This is a genomic window from Martinezella sp. CNPSo 3964, from assembly GCF_057784375.1.
The window spans coordinates 237,209-262,644 of the sequence record NZ_JBXSOW010000003.1 but is presented as its reverse complement, the minus strand read 5'-3'; the positions used below and the strand labels follow the sequence as shown (position 1 = coordinate 262,644).

Genomic DNA, 25,436 nt, shown 5'->3' with positions numbered 1-25,436 from the left:
CCAAGAAGCTAAGCCGGCTTTGCCTCTGCCTTGCCGGTATGCATAAGAATTCCGGCAAGCGCCAGAACCGGCGGCAGCAGGAAGCAAGCCATGCCGACAAACAGGAAAAGTGCTGCCGCCACGGCACAGCCGAGCGCAAAGCCGCCGACTGCAGCTCCCATGCGGGAAAGCCGCGCCTTCATCGCCGCCCTATCCCCCGGCTTGGCGCCACGCAGCAGATCGGCAATGTCGATCATGATCTGCGTCGTCGTGCCCGTCATCATGGTGGTCGGTGGCGTCGAACCGAGATGAATGCGGTGCGCCGTCGTCTGGATAGCCATGGCGGCGACAAGGATCATGCCGGTCAGGATGGCCTGCCAGCCATCGCCATCGGCAAACGGGCCGAAACGGAGGGCGAAGATTGCCGCAAACACAAGTAGCAGCAATTTCAGCGTCAGGATGATCTGCAACGTCGGCAGATTGCGCCGCGAGAGATCGCCGCCAATGAGACGGGCGAGGATGACGACGACGCAGAAGACCGGCAGCGCCAGAAGCTTGGCCAGCGCGCCCGAGGTTCCAAGCGCCAGGGAAGCGCCGAGCGTGACGAAATTGCCCGTCACATGCGCCGTGAACAGGCCATGCAGGGCCAGAAACCCGGCGGTATCCACATAGCCGCCATTGATACTCAGAAGGGTAGGCAGGCTCGGCTTCATCGCTTTCTTGCTCGCTTTTATCGTCTCCGATCATATCGCGCCGAATAGCTGCCGTTGTCGAGATGGTTGCGTGGCGGGAAACGAAACATCGCCGTGCAACGCCGATCGGACGGCGGCGGCATACTGCAGATCAAAGTTGCATCCACGTGCCCAACCGGTCGTCTGTCACAAAGACGGTGGGAGGCAGCGCTTCACGATTCCAGCAGTTTTCTCGCGTCTTGTGCACCTCCTCGTCCAAGACCGTCGGATAAGGGCCGCAGCAGGACTAGCGATTCAACTGGGTCGTCGTGGCTTGTTGGACACGTTGGATTTCGCAACCAACTGGGGCGCGGCCTCATAAGCACTGTTCATTTGCGCCGAAATTTCACCCAACTTTGCGTTTCATCGTGACCCTGGCTGAATTCCAATAGCGCAATTTCGTCAACGGCATTTTCGCGACAGAACGGATCAGCCTCAAATGCAAATCTGGGTCAAGGCATTCCGAAACTGGCAGACCTAAGCACGTTGCGGCATCTTCGTTGGTATCTTTGATTGAGAAATGGGCGGCGTTATACTAGATTTGCAAAAATAGTATAACGGAACTTCCGATGAACCGCCTCGACACCATGGCTCTGATAGAACTGGCGGCGTGCTTTTGCGCAATAAACTTCGGCGTGATCAGTTGCTTGGACTTTTTGATCTGAACCGAAAGCGCGGCCCGTCCGTGGCCGTGGCCGACACTAGGCTTCGATCCTACCCGAACGAACAGCCGCTTTTGGGCGACAGCTGATGCGCCGGCGCGAAAGGCACCCTCTATTCCACTAGCGCCCGACGCTCCTCCAAAACCCGCATTCAGGTCTGTCGCCATCTCGCCACTACTCATTACCAGCCGAACAACCCGCATCTTCGCTTCTGTTGGACGACCAAAAGGCGGCTCCACGACACGGACTCGGGTATAGCCTGGCGTTTTCCTTTCAAATCTTTGGACGTTCTCAGCGATCAATACCACGGGCACGGTTGATCGTTCGACTTTGGCGCTCAGCGATAATCTCTTCTGTCCTATCTGTAGCGACGGCACGCTGGACTGTGCGCAATTGGCCAAGGATGGATTTGAAGACCGGTTGCTGAGACCTTGAGACCATATTGGCAACATCGGTCTCGTTGCGCAAAATTGCGCCCGGTCCGAAGCGAGCATCAAGTGCCTTACTGACCACAGAAAATTCGTGTCGGACATCTGGTGACAAAGACCGGACCAATCGCGCCAGCTCGCGCGGGTTCTTCTCCGTCTCGGACGTGATGTGTCGCAGCTCAGTCTCGGCAATTCTCGTCAACGCTGGAATGGCTATTGCCATCCGTTCCCGCTCTATCATGACCACCGATTTTTCGGTCTCAAAAGCGCTCAAGTAATATCGACCAAGAGAGTGAATGTCGGCACTAACTGCGTTAACCGCCTGCAGTGCTTTCCTGCGCTCCCGGCCACCAGCGAGCAGCCTATCCATCGTTCTGGCGCTGCCGCGCAAATGGCCATAGGCCGTTGGCTCTGTGGCAACAGCACGTGCAATACGCTCAGGATCGATCTGCTTCAGCACCAGATCTTCGATCACCGCCACGGCGGCTGCGGGGTCGCGCCAGATCACGGATGCAGTCGCTATGAGTACAGCTCTTACCTGTTTGTAGTGCTCAGCCTCGATCACGCGCATCCGCGCCTCCTCATCGAGGCTTGCCTTGAATTTCGTGACCGCCGGCAACATTGCAGGAGATGTGGGTTGGGCGAGACGCGCCTCTTCTGCAAACGATCGGGTAAGGGAGTTCACTGCGGGTAATAGATCGGAAGCATCCGCCGTCGGAACGGGCAAGGGGTCTTTATCGTGGGTTGGGTGAATAGCAGTATTCCGCCCCGAAGTTTCGACTGCAACCCCGAAGGGCACGTTCGCCCGTTGCCAGAGCCGCGCCACATGATCACTTTGTACGCTGAGCCAATTGGATAGACGCTCAACCTGTGCCTCGACGGCGTGACCATACTCCGCGATAGTGTCGATGCCGCGCCGCCGTGCGAAGTCAAAAGCCACGGATCGATAAGACGCCTCGTTTTCGAAATCGAGCGTTGTCGTCTTTTCGCCGGGGCGCGACAGCCGTTCGACCAGTTGCGCAAAGAGCGTCGGAGGATGATGTTCGGCTGCAAACTGGTCCGCCCGATCCTTGGCCTTATCGGTTGAATATGCTGTCCAAATATTGCGGTCGACAACACGATCCTCAAAGTGCCTCGCGCCCGTTTCCTCATCAATAACCGGGACTTTGACGGTAACTTTTTCAGTTCCATCCTTGCGCAGGGTCACTGTATCGCCGACCCCGACGCCGGCCTCCTCAAGCGCCTTGGGCAGACTGACGCCCCAAAGGCGATGCGTGGTTCCGTCGTTCGTTCTGACGTCAACATAAGGAGAAGGACCATCGTCGTCCCGCTTGCGAAACTTCGCAAGCCCAGTTTCAATAAGCTCGCCCGTGATGCCAGCGGCATGTTCAACGCGTACCGGCTTGCCCCATTCGAACTTTGGCTGAAAATCTTCCCTTGCCGCATATAGATCGACACGCTCGCGATGACGCGTCATGGCAACATATGACAGGTGTCGGTCCATCATGCCTGTTGCCAGCACGAAAGCGCGGTCGAAGGTCGATCCTTGGGTCTTGTGAATCGTTGCGGCGTAGCCATGGTCGACATTGCGATAAGTGTCTTCGGAAAACATGACATCGCGACCACTGTCCAACCGAACAAAGAGAAATGGTTCCCCACCTCGACCCGCTATCGATATCACCGTTCCAAACATGCCGTTCTTGACATGCTGAACACTTAGGTGGGGGGCCTTGGGTTCGACGAACCGCGCATTTTCCAGGAAGATGATCCGGTCTCCCTCACGGAACTCACGTCTGCCGCGCTCTGTGCGAAACGACCTACCTTCCCCAAGCGCATCCTGTTGCAACATGACCGCACGGATCGCATCGTTGAGGCGTCTAACATCGCTATTGGTGTGGGCGAGAACCATCAACTCGTCACCCCGCAACTTACGACCGACGACCTGCGCCTTCGCAATGGCATCAAGGCGAGCGTTGGCCCAGTCGGAGACGATGCGTTGAACCGCATCATTGCGCGTGTCACTTTCGAGGACATGGCCATGGGCGCTATAGGCCCTCAAGGCTTCCTCAACATTTCCACGGGCAAACAGACCGGACGCCTCTCGCGCCCATTCGTGTCTCTGGCGGCGAACGCCGACCAATTCGGCAAAGCCGATGCGCTCGACGATGGCACGGAAGGCGGCCCCCGCCTGGATCGGCTGAAGCTGCATCGCGTCGCCGACAAGAACCGCTTTCGCACCGGCATCCTCGACGCGTTTGAGAAGACGCGCCATCTGTTGCGACGACACCATACCAGCTTCGTCCAGAACCAGCACGTCGCCCTTCTGCAGCAGGTCATAGTCGTTTTTCCAGGCAAGCTCCCAAGCGGCAATCGTACGTGAACGGATCCCGGAACTACCAGTCAATGCCTCCACCGCCTTGCCGGCGAGCGCTGCTCCGAGGACGCGCCTGCCGTCTCCTTCCCATACGAGACGTGCCACACTCAGCAATGTCGATTTGCCAGCACCCGCGATACCGACGACTGCGGCAATGCCGCTATCGGCCGTGATGTGCCGGACCGCATCGACCTGCTCGGCATCGAGGCGAATGGCCTTGTTTGGCGCTGCCTCAATCTCCCCTATGGCAGCATCAACTTGGGATGACGATATCGCGAAGCCACCGATGTTCGAAAGGTTGAATGCCGACCGCGCCATATGGAATTCGGTCCTAATCGTCGCGCGCGTAGTGAAGACCGCCGGCAGCTCGACCCCACCAGTTTCCGAACTCACCTGCTGCGGCCGCAGCATTACTAAGTCGTCTGACGCCATCAGTTTCGCGCGGATATTGGCAAAGACGATTGGATCATCAACGTGGCGGTGCAGGGCACGGGCGATCTCGGCTTCATCGAAAGTCGAACGCTCGTTGCTGAGTTGCCTAAGCAGTAGGGCGGGGTCGGCAGCGAGGCGATCCGCCGTCTCGTAACGCTGTGCCAATGCTGCAGGGGCGAAATAGACATCGGCACCCTTGCGTAGACGCGCTGTGCGGGCGGGACCGAGATGGCGCTGCCCCATTCCCCGCAACCCCTGCTCCTCATAAGAGCGGCCGTCTATGCGGATATCGTGACCGGCAAGTGCCAGATGGTGCGTTACCGTTTGAGCCCATGCAAGCTTCCACTCCTCCAGCGTTGCCTTGTTGCCTGCCCATGGATGGCGAATGATTTCTCCTTTCTGCCTGCGACGCGTTTTGTGGCGTAACGGCTCACCGCCGTCGTCAACGACAGCGACGCGCTTCAGCCCAAATCCCTCCGCTGTTAGTGGACGCAGCGTGGTGATAACGTGGACGTGCGGATTGCCCTTCTTGTCGTGATAGACCCAGTCTGCCACCATTCCGCGCGACACCAGGTTTTCACGAACGAAGTCGCGCACCAGGGCGATATTCTCCTTCCTGCTGAGCTCGTTTGGAAGCGCAAGGATGATCTCGCGGGCCAACTGTGCATTACGTTGGGTCTCGAAACGATCGACGGCATTCCAAAGCGCTTCGCTAGCGCCGGCAACCGATCGTCCGTCGATTAAAATTCGCAACCATGCCGGTGTATCATCAGGCAGAGCGAGTTCCTCATGGACGAGTTCGGCCGCGTCTGCGGAGTAGAGGAACCTAGTCCCCACCTGCTCATCCATCATCTTGGTACGATGACGATAGGCGGCAGCCGAGACAATGTTCTGTCCCGCTCCGCGGCTGATTATTTTCGCTCTCAAAAACATAATAGCCATATTTGACTCTATATTTTCAGGCACATCCGCATCGCGGATAGCGAGATATTTAGCGGCAATTCCTTCGGAAAATCCGCAATTTTCCAAGGCGAATTCCACTTTCCTATATTATTGCAGCTGATTTGACTACATTATTTAATGTAGTATAAAAGATGCCAACAGACTCGGCTCTGATGAAAGGAAGGACAGATATGCGTGCAAGAACCACGGTTTCCGAGATCGACACACAGATCGAGCTGCTCAGAGAGAAACGAAAGACCATGGTCGCCAAGGCCAATGACCGTTTCGCTAGCGCGGCACGGAGGGCAGGTCTCGCCGAACTGGACATTTCCGACGCCGAGCTCAATGAGATTCTCGTCGAAATCACAGCGCGATTTCGCGACGGCGAAAAAAGGACAGCGGGCGAATCCGCTTAAGAGGCTGGATCAGCGGATTATGCTTCTCGAACGAAGGCGGCAGCGCGATATGACAAACCATCGCAAGCGCGAATCGCGCGAAAAGATGATCTTCGACGGATTGATCATCAAGGCTGGCTTGAGAAAAGCCGATCGCGCGTTCCTGCTCGGCGCCTTGATCGAGGCCAGCCGGATCCCGCCAGATACTGCGCAGTACCGCGAGCTTCACAAGATTGGTATGGAAGCGTTCCGAGCCGATGCACGCATGAATAATTCGGAGAGCAAGGATCTAGATGTTTGACCCAGGCTTTGATCCCGCCGACGATACCCCCTCTGACACGTTCATCTTTACATCGAGGCCTTCAGCGTCACGGAATTTCGCGATTACCAACGTCGAAGGCGACAAGGAGCGAACAAAGAAGCGGCTGCGTAGGGATGTTGCTCGTCTCCTGCAATTTATACATTGCGTAACTAAACTACGACTGAATGATCGATCCGTGGGAGCCGTTTGACGGACAGATCTCATCAATAATCGTGGCCAAGAATTGCCACTAGCCACTTCTCCGCGTCAGAACCTGACCAAACAGCGGGGCGGGAGTGGGCCCTCTTGCGAAACGACCGATTTATGCGGCTTTGGCTATCAAAGCCTCCTGATGTGCATTTGGCGGACACGATGGATTTTAATGCCTACCCTTGTCGCAAGGCGCGCTCGATGGCTCTCGGCTTTGATCGTAAAACACTTTGAGCGCCGCTTGTAAGCCGAAAGATATGTCGATAAATTTGCATTTCATCGACATAATTTGCCAATGTGTCGACGCCATCGACATATTACCCGCTGTGCGTCAATGAAATGAGGAATCATCGACATGACGTTTCGACCTGACCGCCCTTACAACGATCTTCCCGTGTTGCCCCCGCGTTCAGACGTTGAAACGAAGGAAATACTCAAGGCCTGCATCGCTGCTCGGACCGCTCTCGCGGAATTACGGGTGTCGGGACAGCTTATTCCCAACCAGTCGATCCTGATTAACTCGATCCCGCTACTCGAGGCGCAAGCAAGCTCCGAAATCGAGAACATCGTCACCACGACAGACAGGCTCTTCCGTTTTGCAAACGAAACCGGCAATCACGCCGATCCCGCGACAAAGGAAGCGCTCCGTTATCGCACGGCTCTCAGCGAAGGATTTCAATCGCTCCGGAACCGGCCGGTCTCGACATCTACAGCAGTTGCCGTCTGCCGAACGATCAAGGGCATCGATCTCGACATTCGCTCAACGCCAGGCACGGCACTGATGAATGAGGCTACTGGCACGGTCATCTACACCCCGCCGGAAGGTCAGGAATTGCTCCGGAGCAAGCTTGCCAACTGGGAACGCTACATCCACGAGGCCGAAGATATCGATCCGTTGATCCGCCTTGCGGTAATGCACTACCAGTTCGAAGCCATTCACCCATTTGCTGATGGCAATGGCCGCACCGGACGCGTTTTGAACCTCCTCTATCTCGTCGACAAAGGACTACTCGACATTCCAGTGCTCTACCTTAGCCGCTACATCATTGGCAATAAGAGAGCTTATTATGACCGGCTAGTGGCCGTGACAACGGAAGGCGCCTGGGAGGGCTGGATACTCTATATGCTGGAAGTAGTTCGCGACACAGCGGAATGGTCGACAGCTCGCATTCGTGCTATTCGCGATCTTCTCAACGAGACGGCAGAAAGCATTCGGCGGGATATACCGAGGATTTATTCGCGAGAACTCGCAGAAGTAATCTTTGTGAACCCTTATTGCCGGATCGGCGACCTCGTTGAGGCGCAGATCGCCAAGCGGCAATCCGCATCAGTCTATCTTAAGCTTCTTGTCGAAGCCGGCCTACTCCAAGAAATCAAAGCCGGACGAGAAAATCTCTATATCAATCTGGCGTTACTCACCCTCCTCCGTGATCAAGCCATAGCGCGGCATGATCAATGAGGCACAGGAACGGCAAGTTTCCCCTCATCGGCTATCTAGTGTTTCCACAGGAGAGCAGACAACGGATGCCCAAGAAGTTGAACTGCGCTCGGTCGGCTGCGACATCATTGTTCAAGAACAGGGTTCAGTCCAATCCCTTACCCGGGCTGCACTATCCTGGCAAAGCGCCTGCGCAACGTTGATACCGGAGACGCGCTCGTTGCCGTACGCCTCGATCGTTCGGCTCGTTCGCTGAGCCATCTATTCGAGGTCATCGAGGATCTCTCGGTCAGAGGGGCGCATTTCCGATTGCTACAAGATCCGATCGACAGCTCTATAACGCAGCGCATGTTCTCGCGCCAAGTGCTTGGCGGCGTTGCACAGCTCGAACGCGCGCTGATCTCCGAACGAGCAAAAGGCATCAAGGCCGCAAGAACAACGGGCGGACTTCCAGTCGACGCCGCCTCCGAGAAAGAACCCCGGAGGCCTTAGCGAAAATGACCGCGGTGCGGAAAGCGGCTTGCGCCGATCGCATCGAAGCTTCCGCCAGCCAATGGCTTTCTTCGGACGAATCGTCGAAGTTACCTCGCGAGCGTAGCTATTAGATATGGTCATTGTCCTGTATTTATTGCGAAAAAATGCCATCAATAACGCTGACTTTGCTATTTTGTAAGCGTTAGAATCGATCCGGACAGCTGGAAACCTGCCTCATGCAATCTTACTCGCCGCGCTCGCTCTCAAGCCGTGCAATCTCGTCGGATACTTCCGTAATCCGTTGCCGGAGCTCCGCTTCGGTACCGTCGTCCACCTCGCCGTCGCCGAAACAATAGCGGGCTATATGCAGCTCGAGCTTGGCTTCAAGCTCTTCGCGCTGGGTGCGTAGATGTTTGAGATAGCTGTTTCGCATTGCGAACCACGCTTTCCGAGAAAATTAGGTCTCACCCAAGTAAATGGGGTCGAAACCAGAAAGTTTCGATAGGCATCCTATGCGTCTCCGCCAAAGCTGGGGCGCAACATGCGACAGGGCTGCACTTCCGGGCCATTGCAAAGCAGCTGACCGCTCATCACATTCATGCGAGTCGCATCTGAAATGATCCTGAAGGCGAATATTAGGCGCTGACATCCGCTTCGGATTTAGGCTAATTCAGGCGGAGTGTTCGAGGTATGTTGTGTTGAACGAAAAAATTGCCGTTATCGGCCTCGGCTACGTGGGCCTGCCTGTCGCGATTGCGCTTGCCGAAAAATTCCATGATGTGGTCGGCTTCGACATCAAGGCCTCCCGTGTCGCCACGCTGAAGGCCGGCGAGGACGATACACGGGAGATTTCTGCCGAGAGGCTACGGTCGAGCGGGCTGCGCGTCAGCAGCGAGATCGAGGATCTCAGGGATCGCGATATCTTCATCGTCGCCGTGCCGACGCCGATCGACCGGAATCGGCAGCCCGATCTGCGGCCGATGATTTCAGCCTCACGCACGGTCGGCAAGGTTTTGCGTGAAGGTTCGATCGTCGTCTACGAATCGACCGTCTATCCAGGTGTCACCGAAGACGTCTGCGGCCCGGTACTGGCCGAAGTCTCCGGCCTGCGCCAGGGCGAGGATTTCCATGTCGGCTACTCGCCCGAGCGCATCAACCCCGGCGACAAGGAACATACATTCGAGCGCATCGTGAAGGTGGTCGCCGGCGACGACGAGGAAACGCTGGAAAGGATCGCCGCCATCTACGGCGCCGTGGTTGAGGCCGGCATCCACCGCGCCCCCAGCATCAAGGTGGCCGAGGCCGCCAAGGTGATCGAGAACACCCAGCGCGACCTGAACATTGCACTGATGAACGAGCTTTCGATCATTTTCGAGAAGATGGATATCCGCACGGCCGATGTGCTGAAGGCGGCCGGTACGAAGTGGAATTTCCTGCCCTTCACTCCCGGCCTGGTCGGCGGCCACTGCATCGGCGTCGATCCCTATTATCTGACCGCGAAGGCCGAAGAGCTCGGCTACCACCCGGAAGTCATCCTGTCGGGCCGGCGTATCAACGACGGCATGGGCGCCTTCATCGCCCAGAAGCTCATCAAGATGCTGGTCGCGGCGAAAAAGCCGATCAATGGTGCCCGGATCGGCATATTCGGCCTGACCTTCAAGGAAAACGTACCCGATCTGCGCAACAGCCGCGTGCCCGATATTATCAGTGAACTGCGTCAGTTCGGCCTGGAACCGCTGGTCCACGACCCGATGGCGAGCCATTCGGAAGCTGAAGAAGAATATGGCATCAAGCTCAAGGAGTTGCAGGATTTCGGCAAGCTTGACGCCCTCGTCCTTGCCGTTCCCCACAAATCCTATCTGGCCGAGGGTGCCGGCAAGATCCTCGATCTCTTGAGTGAGAACGGCGTCGTCGTCGACGTGAAGGCCGCTCTCGATCGGAGCAACTCTTTGCTGGAAGGCCATTCCGTCTGGAGTCTCTAAGGCTGAAAGGCTGGCTTAGCGCGCCTTCGCCCCTGCACCGGCGACCGTCGTCGCCAACCCCTCTTCGACTGAATAGGGCGGCGACCAGCCGGTAACCGCCCTCGTCTCGCCGATATCGACCTGAAGCGAGCCAAGCAGCCGCTGCGCGGCGGCTCGACGCCCCAAAAGCGCGGCAAGTCCCTCCAGCAACGCTGGCGGCACCGGCAGCATCCAAGCCTTGCGCCCGGCAGCCAAGGATAGTTTGGCGATCAGTTGGCCGATCGAAAGATCTTCACCGTCGCTGACCAGAAACACACGATTTCCAACGGCCGGATGGCGAGCGCTGAGCAACATGAAGTCGACGAGATTGCCGACGAAGATCAGCGACCTGCGGTTTCGAACCGCCCCGAACGGCCAGGGAAATGGCCGGGCGGCCCATTTCATCAGGCTTGCGAAATTCGCCTTCACCCCTGGGCCGTAGACGAGCGGCGGCCGGATGATGACGACCTCCATACCCGTTTCCGCTGATATCGCAAGCAGGGCCTTCTCCGCCTCGAGCTTCGAGCGGCCATAGGCATCTTCCGGATGCGGCGCGTCCGAAGCGCTGAAGGGCTCTCCCGCCGCCGTCCCCTCGCCGTTGACCTTGATCGAGCTTAAAAAGATGAAGCGTTTCACGCCCGCGCCCGCTGCCTGCCGCGCCAGATTGGCCGTTGCATCGACATTGACGGCGCGAAACGCGGCTAGCGGATCGGCAGCACTCTCATTCATGACATGGACGCGGGCTGCCAGATGCATGACGGTATCGACACCGGCAAGCGCTCCGGTCCAATCGGTATCGCCATTAGCTGCCCCGATGACGGCGAAGCCTGGGCGGGAGTTGCGACTGACCGGCCGATAATCCATCCGCCGGCGGGAAAGCTCCGCGCATAGAGCCTGTCCGACAAAACCCGTCGCACCCGTCACCAGGATCATGCCTACGCTGCCTCCGCTTTTGCGCACCATTATTAGCTGAGACATGCTTTGCACAGGATATTCGCTCGGAACAAGGGCGGGGAATCTTGCCGCGGATGGTTGTGCTTAAAATCGCGATATGAGATGCACAGGGCAATGACGACCTTCATTACCCTTACAACACAGGGCGATGCAACGATAAGAGATGATGCTTTATACGATCGCCAAGCGCCTTTTCGATTTTCTCGCCGCTTTTGCGGCGGCCATCGTCTTTTTCATTCCGATCCTGATCGTCGCACTCGCAGTACGACTGACGTCGCGCGGCCCGATCCTCTATTGGTCGGATCGCGTCGGCCGCAAAAACAAGATCTTCCGCATGCCGAAATTTCGCAGCATGCGCACCGACACGCCTGCGGTCGCAACCCATCTGCTGAAGGACCCCAAGATTTATCTGACGCCCATTGGCTCCTTTCTGCGCAAATCCAGCCTCGACGAACTGCCGCAGCTCTGGTGCATCCTCAAAGGCGAGATGAGCATCGTTGGCCCGCGACCTGCCCTTTTCAATCAGCACGACCTCATAGCCCTGCGCACTGAGCGCGGCGTCGACGCTTTGCTGCCGGGCTTGACCGGCTGGGCGCAGGTCAACGGCCGCGACGAACTGCCGATCCCCGAGAAGGTGGCCCTGGACGAAGACTATCTGCGCCGGCGCTCCTTTCTTTTCGATCTCAAGGTGATTTTCCTGACAGCCTTGAAAGTGGTCCGGCGCGACGGAGTTGCCCATTAACAAGCATCCGGCGAAATCGACATCATTGATGCACCGGCATCGGAAAATGCCGCATTCCTGCCCCTTTGCAACCATAGGGGCGGTCATGGGGGCGAGAAATGCCGGATGATGAACCGACTCTAGACGAAGGCGGACCACATTGGACGACTCGCGCATGAACAAACCGCATGCTGATCTCGCAGCTGAGCCGATCGGCGTCACAAAGGCCTCAAGCAGCATGGCAAAGCCGGTCGCCATCATCGGTGGCCTGCTCTGGCTACTCGTCGCCTCCCCGACCGTGGTCGAAAGCGATGCCTATCGCTATGCCACCGCGCTTCTCTCTCTGATCGCCCTCTATTATTATATCAAGGCACCGATACGGCCGCGCACGGACTGGATCGGCTGGCTGTGCATGGGCTGGGCCTTCTATGTCATGGCCCGGTTCTTCATCACCTTCTGGCTGACGCCGCAGCACGATATCGGCGCCTCGGACTGGCTCTATGCCTTCCCCTTCTTCTTCCCCATCATGGGCGTCGCTTTCCTGCTTTATGAAGAGCTGATGGAGAAGATCGTCGCGGCCTATTTTGCCGTGGTCCTCATCATGCTGGTCGCCACGCAGCATCTGCGTGAGGTCTTTGCCGGCGAGACCATCCGCCCGCTGATCATGAACAATCAGATCCATGGCGCCGTCGCCTGCGGCATGATCGTGATCTTCACCCTGTTCTGGCTATTGCACTACCTGACGGACAAATCAAGCGATCGCCGGATCGCGCGCTTCGCCTATATCGTCTCGCCCTTCATCTTCGCGCTCTGTTTCATCGCCATATACGGCGCCAAATCGAAAGGCGTCTGGCTGGCGCTCGGCATCACCCTGCCGCTGCTGGCTCTGATTACGCTGACCTATCTGCGCCTGAAGAGCGGCGTCATCGCCATCATTGCCGTTGCGGCCCTTTTGATCGCCGGCATCTATGGTGTCAGGCACAATCTCGACAAGACGGCAGGACCGACCGTATCGGCGGCCATTTCCATGGTGGAGAATGTAGCCAACGGCCATGAGATGGGCGGCGTGGTCTCCAATACCATCAGCTCGACCAACACCCCAGTATCAATGGACGAGCGCCTGCAGCTCTGGTCGAACAGCTGGGAGGTCTTTTCCTCCGCACCGATCTTCGGCTGGGGCAACAAATGGCTCGAGCGCTGGGCCGAAACCCGCTATTCCCATATCCAGTACACGCTGCTGCACAACGGATACCTGGAAATCCTGGTGCGCTACGGCCTATTCGGCGCGGCAATCATGGGCTTCATGCTCGCCACCTTCATCCGCGCTGTCTGGCGCGCCCGCAAGGCCGGCATCATCCCGCGCGCCGCATGGCACGCCTACATCGCCTGCCTTTTCTTTTTCTCATTGACGCTCCTCAGTAACTCCAACAACCGCCTAGCGATCGGCGAAAGCCTGGCCTTCGCAAGCTCCGCCTTCGCCTGCTGGTGCCATATGCGCCTGAAGGGGGAGTATTTGACGACGCCGAAGGTCGAGAGGAAGGAAGCGGCCGTGAGAGCGTGAGCATGATAGTTGCACGAACGCTTCGGGTAGCTGGTTGGCATAGTGCACAGGCCGCCGTGACCGATCCGTGAGCGCCTCCAACCCGTCTTCCTTGTAGCGATTGAAGATCTTGTAGTCGGTCTTACGCGAGATCCCGAACTCCCGGCACACATAGCTCATGCCTTCGCCCTACAGCTACCAAGATTCGGCTCGCAAGCACCGCGGCAGACGATATTTACGTCAGCGTACACATCCAGATATGGTTGATATTTCCGGACCCGCGGCTATCAAAGGCGCGCTTTGAGCGCTTTACGGCGGACCGAGCCGGAGCGGCCAATGATTCCTCTCTGTCGGCCGTTCCGTTACCCTATGTCGCGCTGATCGACTTAAGCTCGGCGCTTCCCACAACCGCCTTCTGAATCAAAAACAGCGTCGATGTCTGTCCTTCCCCTTTTAGTGGGTAACTTGATGTGCACATGGCGCAACCGCTAAGCCATAAGCGCCACCCGGAGGTCGGCTTTGAATACAGAGGTGTCGGGACTCAGATCGCTCGGCTGACCAAACGGCACATTGCGGCGGATATCAATTCGAACGCAACTCCCGCCGTCGACCAGAACTGGAGATCGCCTTTTGAGCATCATTTTCGATCCAGATCGCCTGAACGACGACCAATGGGAGCTCCTCCGGCACCGTGGATCTCCCCTGGTGCCACAAGCAACCTTTCCGCATCCTGTCGCGATACGGCAAAGCCGTGCAGGCGAGCACGCTGTCTGTTCTCAATGGCTGGACGGGCGGCCTCTGACGCGGCCTCAAGATCGCGACAGGTCATCGCAGACACACCGCGCGACGTCCGCAAGAACAGCTTCCTGGGATTTTATCGATCCTGGGGCTAGGCCGCAACGATGATTGGCGGACGATGCGGCGGCCAGATGACCCCGATATCAGGCGGCGGATGGCGCAATGACGATTGCGATGCCTCACAGCGCAACCATCAGCGTTTTCCCGTCATTCAAACATCAGCTCGCAAAGGGCGCGATTTACGCAAGCTTTTCCGTTCGAATAGCGAACCACGACAGTGTCGGATCCATGCTTGCGAATTCCGAATGCGATCTGGCGCTGGCCACGAGCCATCCGAAAGTACGCCAATCGCTGGAATTCTCGGCATTGCGATCAATAGAAGTTGCAAAGGAGAGGCTGGTTATCGTGTCGTCCGCCGAATGGGACGATCGCAAGCCGGCGCCACTTCATGTTTCAGATCGCCGAACCTACATCGGCCAGATCTGGCAGAGGTGCCGGATTTCGATGCCATCGACGGTCGAGCTGGAACACGATATGGCGGCGGATATCAGGAACTACTGCCTAGCCGGCGAAGGACGTGGCGTGGTGCCCCTAAGCCTTGTTGAAGCAGACACAAGCTCTGGCAGGCTGCGGAATCTACCGTCGGATCCGAACTTGGCATACACGTTCCTGCTTTACTGTGCGCCAAAAGCCAGCATGCAAGCGAAGAGGATATGGTCTTCCGCAGCGTCGATCTTCGGCGCGACCTAAACTCAGTCCTCGCCCTGTCTTTCTGCTGTCCCAAAGCGGATGTAGAGCGAAGCTTTCGGGGTGCACACCGTGCACAGTCGCTGGCCAGCTGTCCTCAATCGGACGAGGTGGTTACTGCGAGTAGCTGTTGAGTGGTGAAAGGAAATAAAGCTCGACGTCGAGAAACGCCGTCGTGCGTTGCACCCGTCTTGACGACCAGTTGGCAACCTTGTTCAATTTGGCAATGTTCAAAGCCGCAAATGCCGTGCAGATCAGAGTTTCCATCGACGAGATCCAGCCTGATGTCTGGCGTCGTCTGGTTCTGCCGGTTCATTGGAACCTGGAACAGCTGCATCTCGGAATTCAGGCAGCCTTCAACTGGTGGAACTATCATCTCTATGAGTTCCGGATCGGCGGTCTCAGGTATGGAGATGTTGAGATCCTTGAAGAAGACGCGACCGACGACGACCCTCGGGTCTTCGATCACAGGGAGGTGCGCTTGCTCGACTTCGAGCAAGGCGCTGTCTTCAGCTACCACTATGATTTTGGGGACGGCTGGCGGCATACCGTTTCGGTAGAGGACTTCTTGACACTCGCCACCACTCCAAAGCACGGAAGCTGCGTCGCCGGCGAAAGGGCGCGACCGCCGGAAGATGTGGGCGGCGTGACAGGATATGAGCGGTTTTTAGAAATTATTGCCGATCCGGAGGACCCCGAATATGCGGAAACTATTCGGTGGTGCGGCGGCTACTTCGATCCCGAATGGTTCGACCTTTCGACCGCGGATAAAGATCTCCGCAATGCTCTACGCTTGAACGTCAAACGGCGTCTATACCAACCGAAGCCGAAAGCTAGCTCGAAGAAATGAATATAGACGGCTTGCGGTTGGTAGCTCTTGAATGGATAGGAACCGTCGATCCGGCCGCCCAATTTGCAATTGTGATGCGCAAAGGTTTGAACACTTTAGCTTCGACCGCAGGTCAAAGCATCTGAATATTCTGCGGGCGGCAGCGCAGATCGCAAAACCTGCATCGCCAGCGCGTTTTCGATTGCGGCTCCGGAAGCGGTATTGTCGAACACGCACCAGCCGTCCGGCGCCAAAAGTTTCGAGAACGATCCGATCTCCTCATCTGTGTAGCTCGAGTAGTAGATTTTTGGTTTGCCGTGCAGACGAACGTATCGAGGCGCCGTGTCGAAATCCTCCGCCGGCCACACCGACGCAGGATCGGCGAGCACCCGGTCTATCGCAAAGGTTTTGATCAGATCCAATGCCTCGGCCGATACCCAGCTCTTATGCCTTACCTCAAGGACAATCGGTCCTTCATCGGCGTTCCGCATCGCCTTAAACGTCGTCTCGAACACATCGGCATCGAACGCGAGCGACGGTGGTAGCTGGCAGAGCAGCGGACCGCGCTTTTCCCCAAGGGGCGCGATCTCCTCGACAAATGTTTGGAACGGCTGGGCGATGCCTTTCATCGCTCGAGTGTGGGTAATCTCTTTGGGGATCTTTACCGCAAACCGGAAGTTCTCGGGAACGGTTTCGGCCCAGCGTGCGAAAGTTGATGTTTTATGATAACGGTAAAAGGTGGAATTGATCTCGACGCCATCGAAAACCGAAGCGTATCGAGTCAATCCACTTCCCTCCTGTGCAAACCGGCCGGCCACCTTTTTTGGAATGGACCAAGCCGCAGTGGCAATGATCGGCAAATCGACTTCCTCCGAGCTTTTCGGCGTTCGAACGAAACGGAGGAGCCAATGGCAAAGTTCCGGCCGCCATTGGGCAACGTCAGGGTAGAATGCAGTGTTATACCTCGACCTAGCTACGGCGCTGACCGTTGCTCAGGAATCCAAACAAGAGATATCTGGAACCCAGCAGATTATGTCAGGCTGTACGATGCTCCACTATCAACGGCCGATGTGAGGGCGCAAAGCAATCGTCCCTCGCTCGGTTGCGACTCCATTCGCTTAAAACGACAACCCATAGCCCAAAAATGGAATCTGTTGATGTGAAGGGAATCGAACCCCGCGACCAGAATGGTGTGAGCGCCTGGGTCCGTTTGCGCTGGAATTGGGCACAGGGCGAGAAACAGATATGAATCCAGTCCCTCGTATGGACAAAATTCGTCCATACGTATATACAGCGGTTGTCATGACAACAAGGCCGTCACATGCTCAGTATCCGAGATCAGGAAGTTCGCACCCTAGCGGAAATCGTCATGCGCAAACGTGGCGCCTCCAACCTGACCGCCGCTATCAAGCTTGCGTTGCAGCACGAGATTGAGCGGGCTGACGAAGCTGTGCCCTTGAAACAGCACGTCGCAGAGATTCGTGCCCGGGCGCTCGCCAAGGCAAAACTCCCGCCGACCGCGCCCTTGACCAAAGAGGAACGCGACGCACTCTGGGGCCAATGATGTTCATCGAGACCTCGGCATTCGTCACCATCCTTGCGGCAGAACCGGAGGCCGACTTATACCTAGCCGCAGTCGACGGCGCCGTACGCCGACAAACCGGCGCGCATGTTCGGCTTGAGGCAACCATCAACCTGGCGCGTATTCTTGGGCTAGAGATCCTTGATGCCCAAGAGATGTTCGACGCCTTTCTTCAAGCGGCCAAAATTACCGTGGTTCCAATCACCGATGCGATCGCTCGGCGCGCAGTGGAAGCTTTTGCCGTATACGGCAAAGGAAAGGGTCACCCAGCCCAACTCAATTTCGCCGACTGCCTATCCTATGCCTGTGCGCACAGTCACAACATACCGATCCTGTTCAAAGGTCATGATTTTACAGAAACAGATCTCAAGAGCGCTTTGCCCGACGCGAGCTGAGCCGCTTCCATCGAGCAACCGGTCAACCAAGACCGAGTGGAAGTGTCCGGGAGCCGCAGCGCCGCCAACATTCGCTACAACACCTACGCCCGAAAGGGTCGGAGCCTTTCATATTGAGCCGTCTTTATGAAATACTGAATGGCATGCTTTTGACGGAGAACGTGGCTCCTGAAGAGATCAGAACTCGCGACCCTGATATTGCAAAATTCCGTCTAAGGAACATTCATAGGCGAGCGAATAGCTTAGTCGGGCTGAAATGAGTGATTTGCTGCCGTAGGCAGATTGGCTGCTATCAGCCAAGCCAGCGATATGGCTCCTCTTCAACTGCCGACCGTCTACTGAGATGGTCTTCAGAAGGACCTTCCACCGGTGAGCCCTTATACAAAACATGGTCAAGAATTGTTTGTAACTTTTCCCGAAAGCACAGGCTACTAGCGCCGCGGAACGCCTCGTGCCGACCCGGCTCGGATTGCGGCCGCGGCCTCAGCCGCGATGCGCGACATGAATTTGCGAGAAAACTGCCCAAGAGGCTTCGGATCCTCGATCGCCCAAGACGTGGCTAAGTCATCGGTGTTGAACTCGTCGACAATGACCCAGGCGGGGGTGTAGAGCTTCGCACGTCGGGCTTCCGTTTCGGGTATTTGGACGGCGTGAGCGCCGGCCGTAGGCGGCTGGCTGGTAATCGGGAACAGCAGTGGTTTCGGCTTTCCATCCCTACTGGCGAGGATCAGCATCACGCAGGTCGGCCGAGCCTTGCGGCCGCTTTCTTCCCCACGCTCATGTTGACGGGCCCAGAGATAGGAGTAAAGGATGATGTCCCCGTGCCGGTTATCAGTCATCACGACTGCCATCGCGCGCGACCGCGTCGAGGCCAGCCAGGATTTCGTCACGCTCGGCGCCGACGAGATCCTCAACCCGCTGCGCCCGCTGAGCGGTGCTGGCGGTCAGACGATCAAATTGTTCGGCCGTGAGCAGCACGAATTTGCGCTTACCGCGCTTGGTAATATCGACCGGACCGCGAAACGCTGCTTCAACGACCTCACCGGAACGGTTTCCAAGATCGGTTAAGGAAAAGCTGGCCATATCTGATCTCCTTGCTATTCAGCTAAAATAGATGGATTAGCTGTTTTCGACAAGTCGCAAAGCACCCGAGAGAAGGGTGACAGTTCATACCGGAGACATGGGTTACACTTTTTGCCTTTGCGAGGAGAGCGAAGGCTTGGCAGGAGTGCAACCGTATGGACGAGCGTCTCAAATTTGTTGCGCGGGTCTTGGATGGCGAGAAGATAGTGGCGCTGTGCCGCCCCCCCTTACCGCCTGAACCGTCGATCGACGTGTTGGCCCTGCTGAAAAGGCTGAGCCTAGCCGAGCGGGCCGTTGGGCGCGCCATCCTCATTCGATAGGCGGATGTCGAAGGCGTCGCGAACCACAGCTTCCGCTGACTTTACCTCCTCGTCCGTCATCTTTTCGAATTCACGACTGCGCCGCTTCTTGGAAAGCGCACCCTCGTTCTGACGGATGAAATTGATGAGACTTGAGATCATCGCGTCCGGCATCTCAAGGAAATCCTGAATGCGTCCCTTCGCTTCATCGAAGCGCGCGAGGTGATCGATCTCATTTGGCAGATCATGCCTGATCGTCTGTATGACGCAAGCATAGAGAAATTCCGTCAACTCCGTGTAATCCCCGAACCTATAGAGATCGGCGGTGTCGTTGACGACACGCACGTTTTTCTCCGGTGTCGGCACCCATTCGATAAAGGGCAACAGCGGTCCGGTGTAACCGCGCAGGCGCGCGCCATACTCCTCCTGGCGTTCAAGAAGTACGGAAGAAATGGGAAAGATCATGCCGGCGGGCGTATATCCGCGCTCAGACAGAACATGGTGTATGAGATACCGATGCAGGCGACCGTTTCCGTCTTCGAAGGGATGGACGAAGACGAAGGCGAAGGCCATGACCGAGGCTTGAAGTACGGCATCGATCCCACTCTCCGCCATCCTGCTTCCTGCGGCTATGATCCCTGCGAGAAGATCGGTAATGTCTTCGTGCCGAGCTGAAACGAATTCGGGGAGAGGATCGTCGTTCCAGTCGCGATCGCCAATAAAGCCGCCGGCGTCTCGCAGCCCGCGCTTGATGAACCGGTTCTCCTCGATGACAATATGCTGGAGGCGCACGAGTTCGTCCACTGTGATCGGCCGCTTTCCCGCTTGGGCAACAGCCCTCATCCAACGCTCGAGGCGGCTTCGCGGTGGGCGTTCGCCTTCGATCTGGTAGGATGCCTGGCTATCCGACAGGAGCAAAAAGCTTGCCGCGCGCGTAACGATCCCCTTCCCGATCTTTCTGATGAGCTCTTTGGCTTCAGCATCCCAGCGGTGGGCGACCGTGTCGACGAGATATTCGGTGCGCCTTAATACGGGGCAGAATGTGGGTGTGCCGAGAAGATTGTCTCGCACGCGGTGGCGAGATGAATTCATAGGAGTCGATGTAAAGTAGCTCGCGGTGTCAAGCGCTTCAACATAGTTCCCCCGTTCGGCGTCCGGAATGTCAAGGCGTGTACCGGTCAACCATTCATAGAAGAACCAGATCCGACGCGTCATGCTGCTCGTCGGTTCGGCTTCGATCAGCGCTGCGATCTCACTTGCCGGGGCGATGTGAAATAGCTTTTTTAGGATCAACAGATCGATCGTCTCGTGCCTCAGTGCGAAAGACAGATGTCCAAGCAAGCTGTCCTCTGGAGCGAAGCGCTTGTCGAAGATCGTCCAATCTTCATGTGCTCTCCTCGAGCCATAGACGAAGCCCTTCGCGACGCACGAGGGGCGACGAACGGGGGCTGCAATCCCGTATTTCTGGATGAGAGCTGCATACCCAACGGGAACCGTATCCGTTGGCACGATACGCTCTTGGAAGACCGCCGGATTTGCGGGATTGGCTGTCATGCCGACTTCCTTCCTCATCGAAAAACAAGTTACATCATCGAAGGATGATTATTTTCGAGGCATAATATCGAAAATCGCTTACATCGGAAATCAATTATCCTTATCGAAAAACGCTTAGATTCGAACAATCATATCGAAAATTGATTATACCGGATATGAGCCTCATCGAAACCGCAAGTTTCGCATCGAAAATCGATTAGTAACTGAGGTCGATATAGAAAACCAATTAGAATCCTCAGCGACTGACGACCTCGGCTTTTCGCTCAACAACGCACTAAGAGAGTCATTGCCAAGTTGATGCTGCTGCGACCAACCGGCTCGCCACTGCGAAGTTCAAGTATTTGTCAATGCTCTCTATTTTCGTCGCATAATCCGCGGGCAACTACGAGGCCGTGCGACGAAAGATGGCATGCGGCCCTGGAGAGCGCTCACGTACCCCGAATTTCGCATGCACATCAGCCATTTTCCGGCCCAGTTTTCCGATGAACGAGGCCGTTCGCCCGAAGCCGAGGATTGCATGACGGCGAAACGGAATGGGGCCGCCCCGATCACGGCTTAAAATAAATCTCGCTCACCCGAAACTGCCCATCGATCCGCTTGCACTGGACAATGATATCGATCGCGACCTTCAGCAAACTACGAACATCGCCACGCTCAAGGTCACGACCTCCTTCCGACTCTTTTACGAGCAACGTCAGTTGCTCAAATGCTAGCACCGCAGAATCGGCATGCACCGTTGTGATCGACCCAGGGTGTCCTGAATTGACATTACGGATGTAGTAGAAGGCCGAGCCGTCGCGCAGCTCCTGTAGAAGAATGCGATCGGGTCGCATCCTGAGGCACGATTCGAGCAGATCTTTTGCACTGATTTTCGCCAGCCCCTGTTCTCCTTTCGAATAGAAAAGCCTGACGTGATTAGGCTGCGTGATCACCAGCTCCGGCGTATCCTCGATCGAGATTATCCGCTCATGCTCCGGGATATGCCGGATCAATGCCTTCGACAGGGTTGTCTTGCCGGATCCGGTCGCGCCTGAGATGATAATGTTTTTGCGCGCAAGAACCGCCGCACGTAAAAACGTCGCGTAATTGCCTGCCTTAAGGATCTTGTCCAACCTCGTATCCGAGGATTCGACATCACGGTTCGGCGAGGAGACATTGGAAAATAATCCCCCCCTTTCGAGATCAACCAACGTCAGCGTCACCGACGGCGGCTTTCGGATCGTGATGCTGACCGTGCCCTTTCTCGTTGCCGGCGGAACAACGATCTGAATCCGCTCTTCATCCGGCAAGGAGGCCGATAAGATCGGCCGGGCCTCGTCGATTGCCTGGTTCGAATAGCTTGCAATGGCCCGGGCCAGACGCATGAGCTTCTCAAAGCTAAGATCCGGCAATGCGTGGTGCCGCCATCCCTCCGCCCCCTCAGTCAGGACTTCACCTGGGCGGTTGACGACAATCTCATAGAGAGATTTATCCTTCAGGAAGCGAGACAGTGGCAAAAGCAATTCACGTACGACACCAGCATCTGAAGCTTCCGCCATCTTGCGCCCTACTTCGTCACGAGCGTCGATCGGAGCATGAAGTCCCCCAATACCGCCCGATCGAGGATCCTGTTGCGGGGTTCGGTGACACGCAGGCTATAGACGTCGGAAAAATCGAGATCGCGGGCGACAAAAATCGAGACGAGTTCGCCCTGATGCTTCGTCAATGTCGGCACAATATTGATAGATTGCTCGACGGCGATCGTTGCTGCCTGCTGGCCAGCCGTCGTCGTATTCTGCGCTTGAACGTCACTATCCTGCAGCCGGCTGCCGGCATAGGTCGTCGCGTCGCCGACGATAGAGAGCAGGATGGCGCTACCGAAGCGCTCCCACCAATGTGTATCGACATAGCCATCCATGCCCGCCCGCCCGAGTGCGTCGGTTGCGGGCGAGGCGAGTGTAATAATCACACCTCTTGGCGTCTTTGCCCGGTTCCAAAGCACGAACAGACGCTTCTGGCCGCGGTTTAAGCCGCCTCGATATTCTCCGACGATCTGAGTTCCTTTCTCCATCAGAACGACGCGGCCGTTGTCGGAAAGCACATCGCGGTTGATGACGCAGCTGGCGAAGCCCGGCTGATCGGAGGCGAGCGCCGTTTCCAGCACACAGGGAATCGAAGTTCCCATCGTCACGATGAAGTCGCGATTGCCGAGCGTGCCGGCGCGTGATCCTTCCAGATGGGTCGGCGTCAACATCCTGTTGAAGCGCTGATCCTCGGTTTCAGGTTGGACGCCTCCAAGGCTGCCTGGAACAGGGAGATAATTGGAGCTAGCGTCTTGCGACATGGCAGCTGCTGTGTCGCGGCGTTGCGATGAGGACTGCTGTCCATAGGCCATCACCGGCGCACGGCGGGCAGAGTCCAACAAAGTGTCCTCAGCAGGTGTGACCTGCTCCTTTGGCGCAGGCGTCGGTAGCAACACCTCGGGAAGCGGTGCCGCCGGCTTTACCTCTTCCTTCGCCGGCTCAAAGTCAGCCGTCTGGCGAATAGCGACATGGTCGGGCTTTGTCGTCTCAGTCTTTTGCCTGTCACGCATCGACCACAGCGAAAACCCAACAAAAGCGACCATTGCTAAAACGACGGCACCGCGCTTCAGGAATGGACTGGCCTCGGTTCGCGAATTGACATCGGTCTCGGCGCGCTCGCCTGGGATACGGTCTTCCGCCTCATCGGCCATCGGCTCCTCCTTTTGCAGCACTTCTCGCTTGTACTTTCATGACGCGCTCAACCGAAGGTGATGTGGTATTGGTGTTCGGATCGATGCCGGTCGGATCGTAGGCTTCGTTGAAGATGCAGAGCACGTCTCCTCCCCGCCGCAGGATGAATTTGCGACTGATCGCGTGAACGAGCACGAGATCGCCGGCCACCGACTTAGGTACCAGGCTCTCGGTGCCGTCGGAGTTTTCCATATAGATTGCCGGCATTTCCTGGTTACCGGTGAAGGCGATAGTCGTGATCTTGCCGTTGTCATAAACAGCGTTCGGTTGCAAAGCCTTTGATCCCTGTGCGGAATAGTGCCAGTTGCGCGGTCCATATTGCTCATGCAAAGCCAGCACTGTGTCGGCTTGTCCAGCTTGTGCTGCCTGGGTTCGCGCAAGCGCCTCCTGACGACGGCGTTCCGCATCATCGGCCGGATAGCGAAATTTTACATAGAAGTAAGTGTCCTGGCCGGCGGCTACCGGACCGTCACGGACCGTCAACTCCATCTGGTAACTACGCGTCGAACCATCACGACGTGTCGTGACCACGGAGATGTTCGTGACCGGCTGGTTCTCTCGCGCCTTCAGGAAGAGGATATTGCCGGCGGGCGCCACTTCCCAGGCGACCGTGTTACCAAGCGCCACGTGGGCGATTTCCTCGTCGGCGGCAAACTCCACCTGGACGGAGGAACGCAACGAGCCCACGACCCTGGTGATATTGTAAGGCTGATAGTCGACGAAGCGAACCCGACTGTCCTGGGATGCGCCGCGCGGCGTTTCCAGCGCAAGGGCTGCCGATGGCAAGCTAGCAGTCAGCAGTAGTGCAATCAAACAATGATGTTTCGGATGTTTCAATTGATGGCCTCCGGATCGGACCGATAGTCGCTGACGGCGAAGCCGAGCGGATTTATCAGCCGATCGGTCGAGGACATTGGAGCATTCACATAGGAGAAGGTAAGCGTTGCCACCCAATGGGTCGTATGGGTCTCATCACCGCGGGTGATGGTACGCATATAGCGAACAGACAGCACATTGGCGTTGATCAGCGAGATGGAAACGATGTTGATCCGCGATGTGGCGCCGCGGCCGTAGATATTTTGCGGGGAATCCGGATTGCCACCGCGATAAATTGCGGCAAAGCGGGTCTGTTCCGGCGCCGTTGAGAGCAGCGAAACCGTGCGAAAATTCTCCTCCGCCTCGCTCCAGACGTAACCCTCGCGGGCGCGAACGTAGCGGGCGGCGAAATATTTAGTCACCGCTTCGTCGTAGGTTCCAGCAGAAGACGTGAGTGCCGAAACAACATCGACAATGCCGGTGGAGTTGTCGACTCTCACGACAAAAGGTTCGACCGTCTTTAGCGGTGTCAAGCCTACGATGGCGGCGATCGAAATTGCCGCAAGCACGCCGGCCGCAGTGGCTACGAACCAGGCAATCCGAGCCGAACGTTCCATCTGGATCATGCGGTCCTGATCGAAGCGCCGAGCCTTATTGAAATAGTCCTTGAGACTGTCCGTCGTTACCATCACCGCTGCCCTCCGCATGGGCGATAGGAGTGGCCGACATCAAAATGCGCAAAGGCGGCGGGAACGATGTCCGGCTTTTCCTCGACATAGGCGGGTGGCTTGTCACCGGACTGTGCCGGTGGAGAGTGAAGAGGTTGCGGCGTCGACCGACTATCGCCGTCCCATTGCCACATGGCGCGATTGAGCGGCCGGCGCGAATAGCCATCGCATTTGGGTAGGGGATAGGAATGTGACGCGCAGCCGCCGAGCGTTGATACCACACAAAAAAGCACGAATATTCGGATCATCCTGAACCAGCCATCTTGTTGTT

24 protein-coding genes and 2 pseudogenes are annotated in these 25,436 nt (G+C 57.0%); 12 read left to right on the top strand and 14 right to left on the bottom strand.

Annotation, left to right across the window (positions count from 1 at the left end; translation table 11 throughout):
- Positions 1-8 precede the first annotated feature (8 nt).
- Together AC13Q5_RS11750 and traA are read right to left on the bottom strand one after the other, a co-directional pair.
- Positions 9-692 carry a YoaK family protein gene (locus AC13Q5_RS11750; RefSeq protein WP_488501770.1) on the bottom strand — a complete coding sequence of 228 codons (684 nt, stop codon included), beginning with the start codon at positions 690-692 and terminating at the stop codon, positions 9-11.
- A 971-nt stretch (positions 693-1,663) separates the two neighbouring features.
- Positions 1,664-5,548 (bottom strand): Ti-type conjugative transfer relaxase TraA, encoded by a 3,885-nt coding sequence (gene traA, locus AC13Q5_RS11745; RefSeq protein WP_488502013.1) that lies wholly within the window; start codon positions 5,546-5,548, stop codon positions 1,664-1,666.
- 191 nt (positions 5,549-5,739) lie between these two features.
- Between traA and AC13Q5_RS11740 the strand changes: the two genes are divergently transcribed.
- The 5 genes and pseudogenes from AC13Q5_RS11740 (at position 5,740) to AC13Q5_RS11720 (ending at position 8,384) form a co-directional block, all read left to right on the top strand.
- Positions 5,740-5,964: a TraC family protein gene (locus tag AC13Q5_RS11740; RefSeq protein WP_349956695.1), complete on the top strand. Its 225-nt coding sequence runs from the start codon at positions 5,740-5,742 to the stop codon at positions 5,962-5,964.
- A 49-nt stretch (positions 5,965-6,013) separates the two neighbouring features.
- Positions 6,014-6,244, top strand: a complete 231-nt coding sequence (locus AC13Q5_RS11735; RefSeq protein ID WP_488502012.1) for a conjugal transfer protein TraD — start codon at positions 6,014-6,016, stop codon at positions 6,242-6,244.
- An 11-nt stretch (positions 6,245-6,255) separates the two neighbouring features.
- A pseudogene (locus tag AC13Q5_RS11730) lies at positions 6,256-6,365 on the top strand (IS481 family transposase); the annotation flags it as partial.
- A gap of 444 nt (positions 6,366-6,809) precedes the next feature.
- Positions 6,810-7,913, top strand: coding sequence for a protein adenylyltransferase Fic (gene fic, locus AC13Q5_RS11725; protein ID WP_488501769.1), 1,104 nt, complete (start codon positions 6,810-6,812; stop codon positions 7,911-7,913).
- 96 nt (positions 7,914-8,009) lie between these two features.
- A complete protein-coding gene (locus tag AC13Q5_RS11720; protein ID WP_488502011.1) occupies positions 8,010-8,384 on the top strand; it encodes a recombinase family protein in 375 nt (124 codons plus the stop codon).
- 226 nt (positions 8,385-8,610) lie between these two features.
- On the opposite strand, the gene AC13Q5_RS11715 is transcribed toward AC13Q5_RS11720, so the two are convergent.
- Positions 8,611-8,799, bottom strand: coding sequence for a hypothetical protein (locus AC13Q5_RS11715; protein WP_488501768.1), 189 nt, complete (start codon positions 8,797-8,799; stop codon positions 8,611-8,613).
- 262 nt (positions 8,800-9,061) lie between these two features.
- On the opposite strand from AC13Q5_RS11715, the gene AC13Q5_RS11710 reads away from it, so the two are divergent.
- Positions 9,062-10,348, top strand: coding sequence for a nucleotide sugar dehydrogenase (locus tag AC13Q5_RS11710; protein ID WP_488501767.1), 1,287 nt, complete (start codon positions 9,062-9,064; stop codon positions 10,346-10,348).
- Between the two features lie 15 nt (positions 10,349-10,363).
- Here AC13Q5_RS11710 and AC13Q5_RS11705 read toward each other — a convergent pair whose 3' ends face one another.
- On the bottom strand, positions 10,364-11,299 hold the full coding sequence (locus tag AC13Q5_RS11705; protein WP_488501766.1) for a UDP-glucose 4-epimerase family protein: 936 nt from the start codon (positions 11,297-11,299) through the stop codon (positions 10,364-10,366).
- A gap of 187 nt (positions 11,300-11,486) precedes the next feature.
- Here AC13Q5_RS11705 and AC13Q5_RS11700 point away from each other — a divergent pair, with 187 nt between their 5' ends.
- Positions 11,487-12,062: a sugar transferase gene (locus tag AC13Q5_RS11700; protein ID WP_349958982.1), complete on the top strand. Its 576-nt coding sequence runs from the start codon at positions 11,487-11,489 to the stop codon at positions 12,060-12,062.
- A 154-nt stretch (positions 12,063-12,216) separates the two neighbouring features.
- Entirely contained in the window at positions 12,217-13,602 is a 1,386-nt protein-coding gene (locus AC13Q5_RS11695; RefSeq protein WP_488501765.1) for an O-antigen ligase family protein, read from the top strand.
- A gap of 21 nt (positions 13,603-13,623) precedes the next feature.
- On the opposite strand, the pseudogene AC13Q5_RS11690 reads toward AC13Q5_RS11695, so the two are convergent.
- Positions 13,624-13,770 (bottom strand): annotated as a pseudogene (locus tag AC13Q5_RS11690) (helix-turn-helix domain-containing protein); the annotation flags it as partial.
- A 771-nt stretch (positions 13,771-14,541) separates the two neighbouring features.
- On the opposite strand from AC13Q5_RS11690, the gene AC13Q5_RS11685 reads away from it, so the two are divergent.
- Positions 14,542-15,129, top strand: a complete 588-nt coding sequence (locus AC13Q5_RS11685; RefSeq protein WP_488501764.1) for a LysR substrate-binding domain-containing protein — start codon at positions 14,542-14,544, stop codon at positions 15,127-15,129.
- Positions 15,130-15,352: 223 nt separating this feature from the next.
- Entirely contained in the window at positions 15,353-15,976 is a 624-nt protein-coding gene (locus AC13Q5_RS11680; protein ID WP_488502010.1) for a plasmid pRiA4b ORF-3 family protein, read from the top strand.
- Between the two features lie 95 nt (positions 15,977-16,071).
- Here AC13Q5_RS11680 and AC13Q5_RS11675 read toward each other — a convergent pair whose 3' ends face one another.
- Entirely contained in the window at positions 16,072-16,815 is a 744-nt protein-coding gene (locus tag AC13Q5_RS11675; RefSeq protein WP_488501763.1) for a DUF72 domain-containing protein, read from the bottom strand.
- Between the two features lie 461 nt (positions 16,816-17,276).
- On the opposite strand from AC13Q5_RS11675, the gene AC13Q5_RS11670 reads away from it, so the two are divergent.
- Both AC13Q5_RS11670 and AC13Q5_RS11665 read left to right on the top strand, forming a co-directional pair.
- A complete protein-coding gene (locus AC13Q5_RS11670; protein ID WP_488501762.1) occupies positions 17,277-17,519 on the top strand; it encodes a type II toxin-antitoxin system VapB family antitoxin in 243 nt (80 codons plus the stop codon).
- Complete coding sequence (locus AC13Q5_RS11665; RefSeq protein ID WP_488501761.1) at positions 17,519-17,932, top strand: type II toxin-antitoxin system VapC family toxin; 414 nt, start codon at positions 17,519-17,521, stop codon at positions 17,930-17,932. Before AC13Q5_RS11670 ends, AC13Q5_RS11665 begins: the two co-directional genes overlap by 1 nt.
- 431 nt (positions 17,933-18,363) lie before the next feature.
- Here the strand turns inward: AC13Q5_RS11665 and AC13Q5_RS11660 are convergent, their stop codons facing one another.
- From AC13Q5_RS11660 to AC13Q5_RS11625, 8 genes are all read right to left on the bottom strand, one after another.
- On the bottom strand, positions 18,364-18,771 hold the full coding sequence (locus AC13Q5_RS11660; RefSeq protein ID WP_488501760.1) for a hypothetical protein: 408 nt from the start codon (positions 18,769-18,771) through the stop codon (positions 18,364-18,366).
- Positions 18,764-19,015, bottom strand: a complete 252-nt coding sequence (locus AC13Q5_RS11655) for a type II toxin-antitoxin system prevent-host-death family antitoxin (protein WP_106999503.1) — start codon at positions 19,013-19,015, stop codon at positions 18,764-18,766. Before AC13Q5_RS11655 ends, AC13Q5_RS11660 begins: the two co-directional genes overlap by 8 nt.
- A gap of 278 nt (positions 19,016-19,293) precedes the next feature.
- Positions 19,294-20,868 carry a Fic family protein gene (locus tag AC13Q5_RS11650; RefSeq protein ID WP_488501759.1) on the bottom strand — a complete coding sequence of 525 codons (1,575 nt, stop codon included), beginning with the start codon at positions 20,866-20,868 and terminating at the stop codon, positions 19,294-19,296.
- 548 nt (positions 20,869-21,416) lie between these two features.
- Positions 21,417-22,406: a P-type DNA transfer ATPase VirB11 gene (gene virB11 / locus AC13Q5_RS11645; RefSeq protein WP_488501758.1), complete on the bottom strand. Its 990-nt coding sequence runs from the start codon at positions 22,404-22,406 to the stop codon at positions 21,417-21,419.
- Positions 22,407-22,414: 8 nt separating this feature from the next.
- Entirely contained in the window at positions 22,415-23,581 is a 1,167-nt protein-coding gene (gene virB10 / locus AC13Q5_RS11640) for a type IV secretion system protein VirB10 (protein WP_488501757.1), read from the bottom strand.
- On the bottom strand, positions 23,571-24,458 hold the full coding sequence (gene virB9, locus AC13Q5_RS11635; protein WP_488501756.1) for a P-type conjugative transfer protein VirB9: 888 nt from the start codon (positions 24,456-24,458) through the stop codon (positions 23,571-23,573). The genes virB10 and virB9 overlap by 11 nt, the downstream gene beginning before the upstream one ends.
- A complete protein-coding gene (locus AC13Q5_RS11630; RefSeq protein ID WP_488501755.1) occupies positions 24,455-25,126 on the bottom strand; it encodes a VirB8 family type IV secretion system protein in 672 nt (223 codons plus the stop codon). The genes virB9 and AC13Q5_RS11630 overlap by 4 nt, the downstream gene beginning before the upstream one ends.
- Positions 25,126-25,413: a hypothetical protein gene (locus AC13Q5_RS11625; protein WP_113222317.1), complete on the bottom strand. Its 288-nt coding sequence runs from the start codon at positions 25,411-25,413 to the stop codon at positions 25,126-25,128. Before AC13Q5_RS11625 ends, AC13Q5_RS11630 begins: the two co-directional genes overlap by 1 nt.
- Between the last annotated feature and the right edge of the window lie 23 nt (positions 25,414-25,436).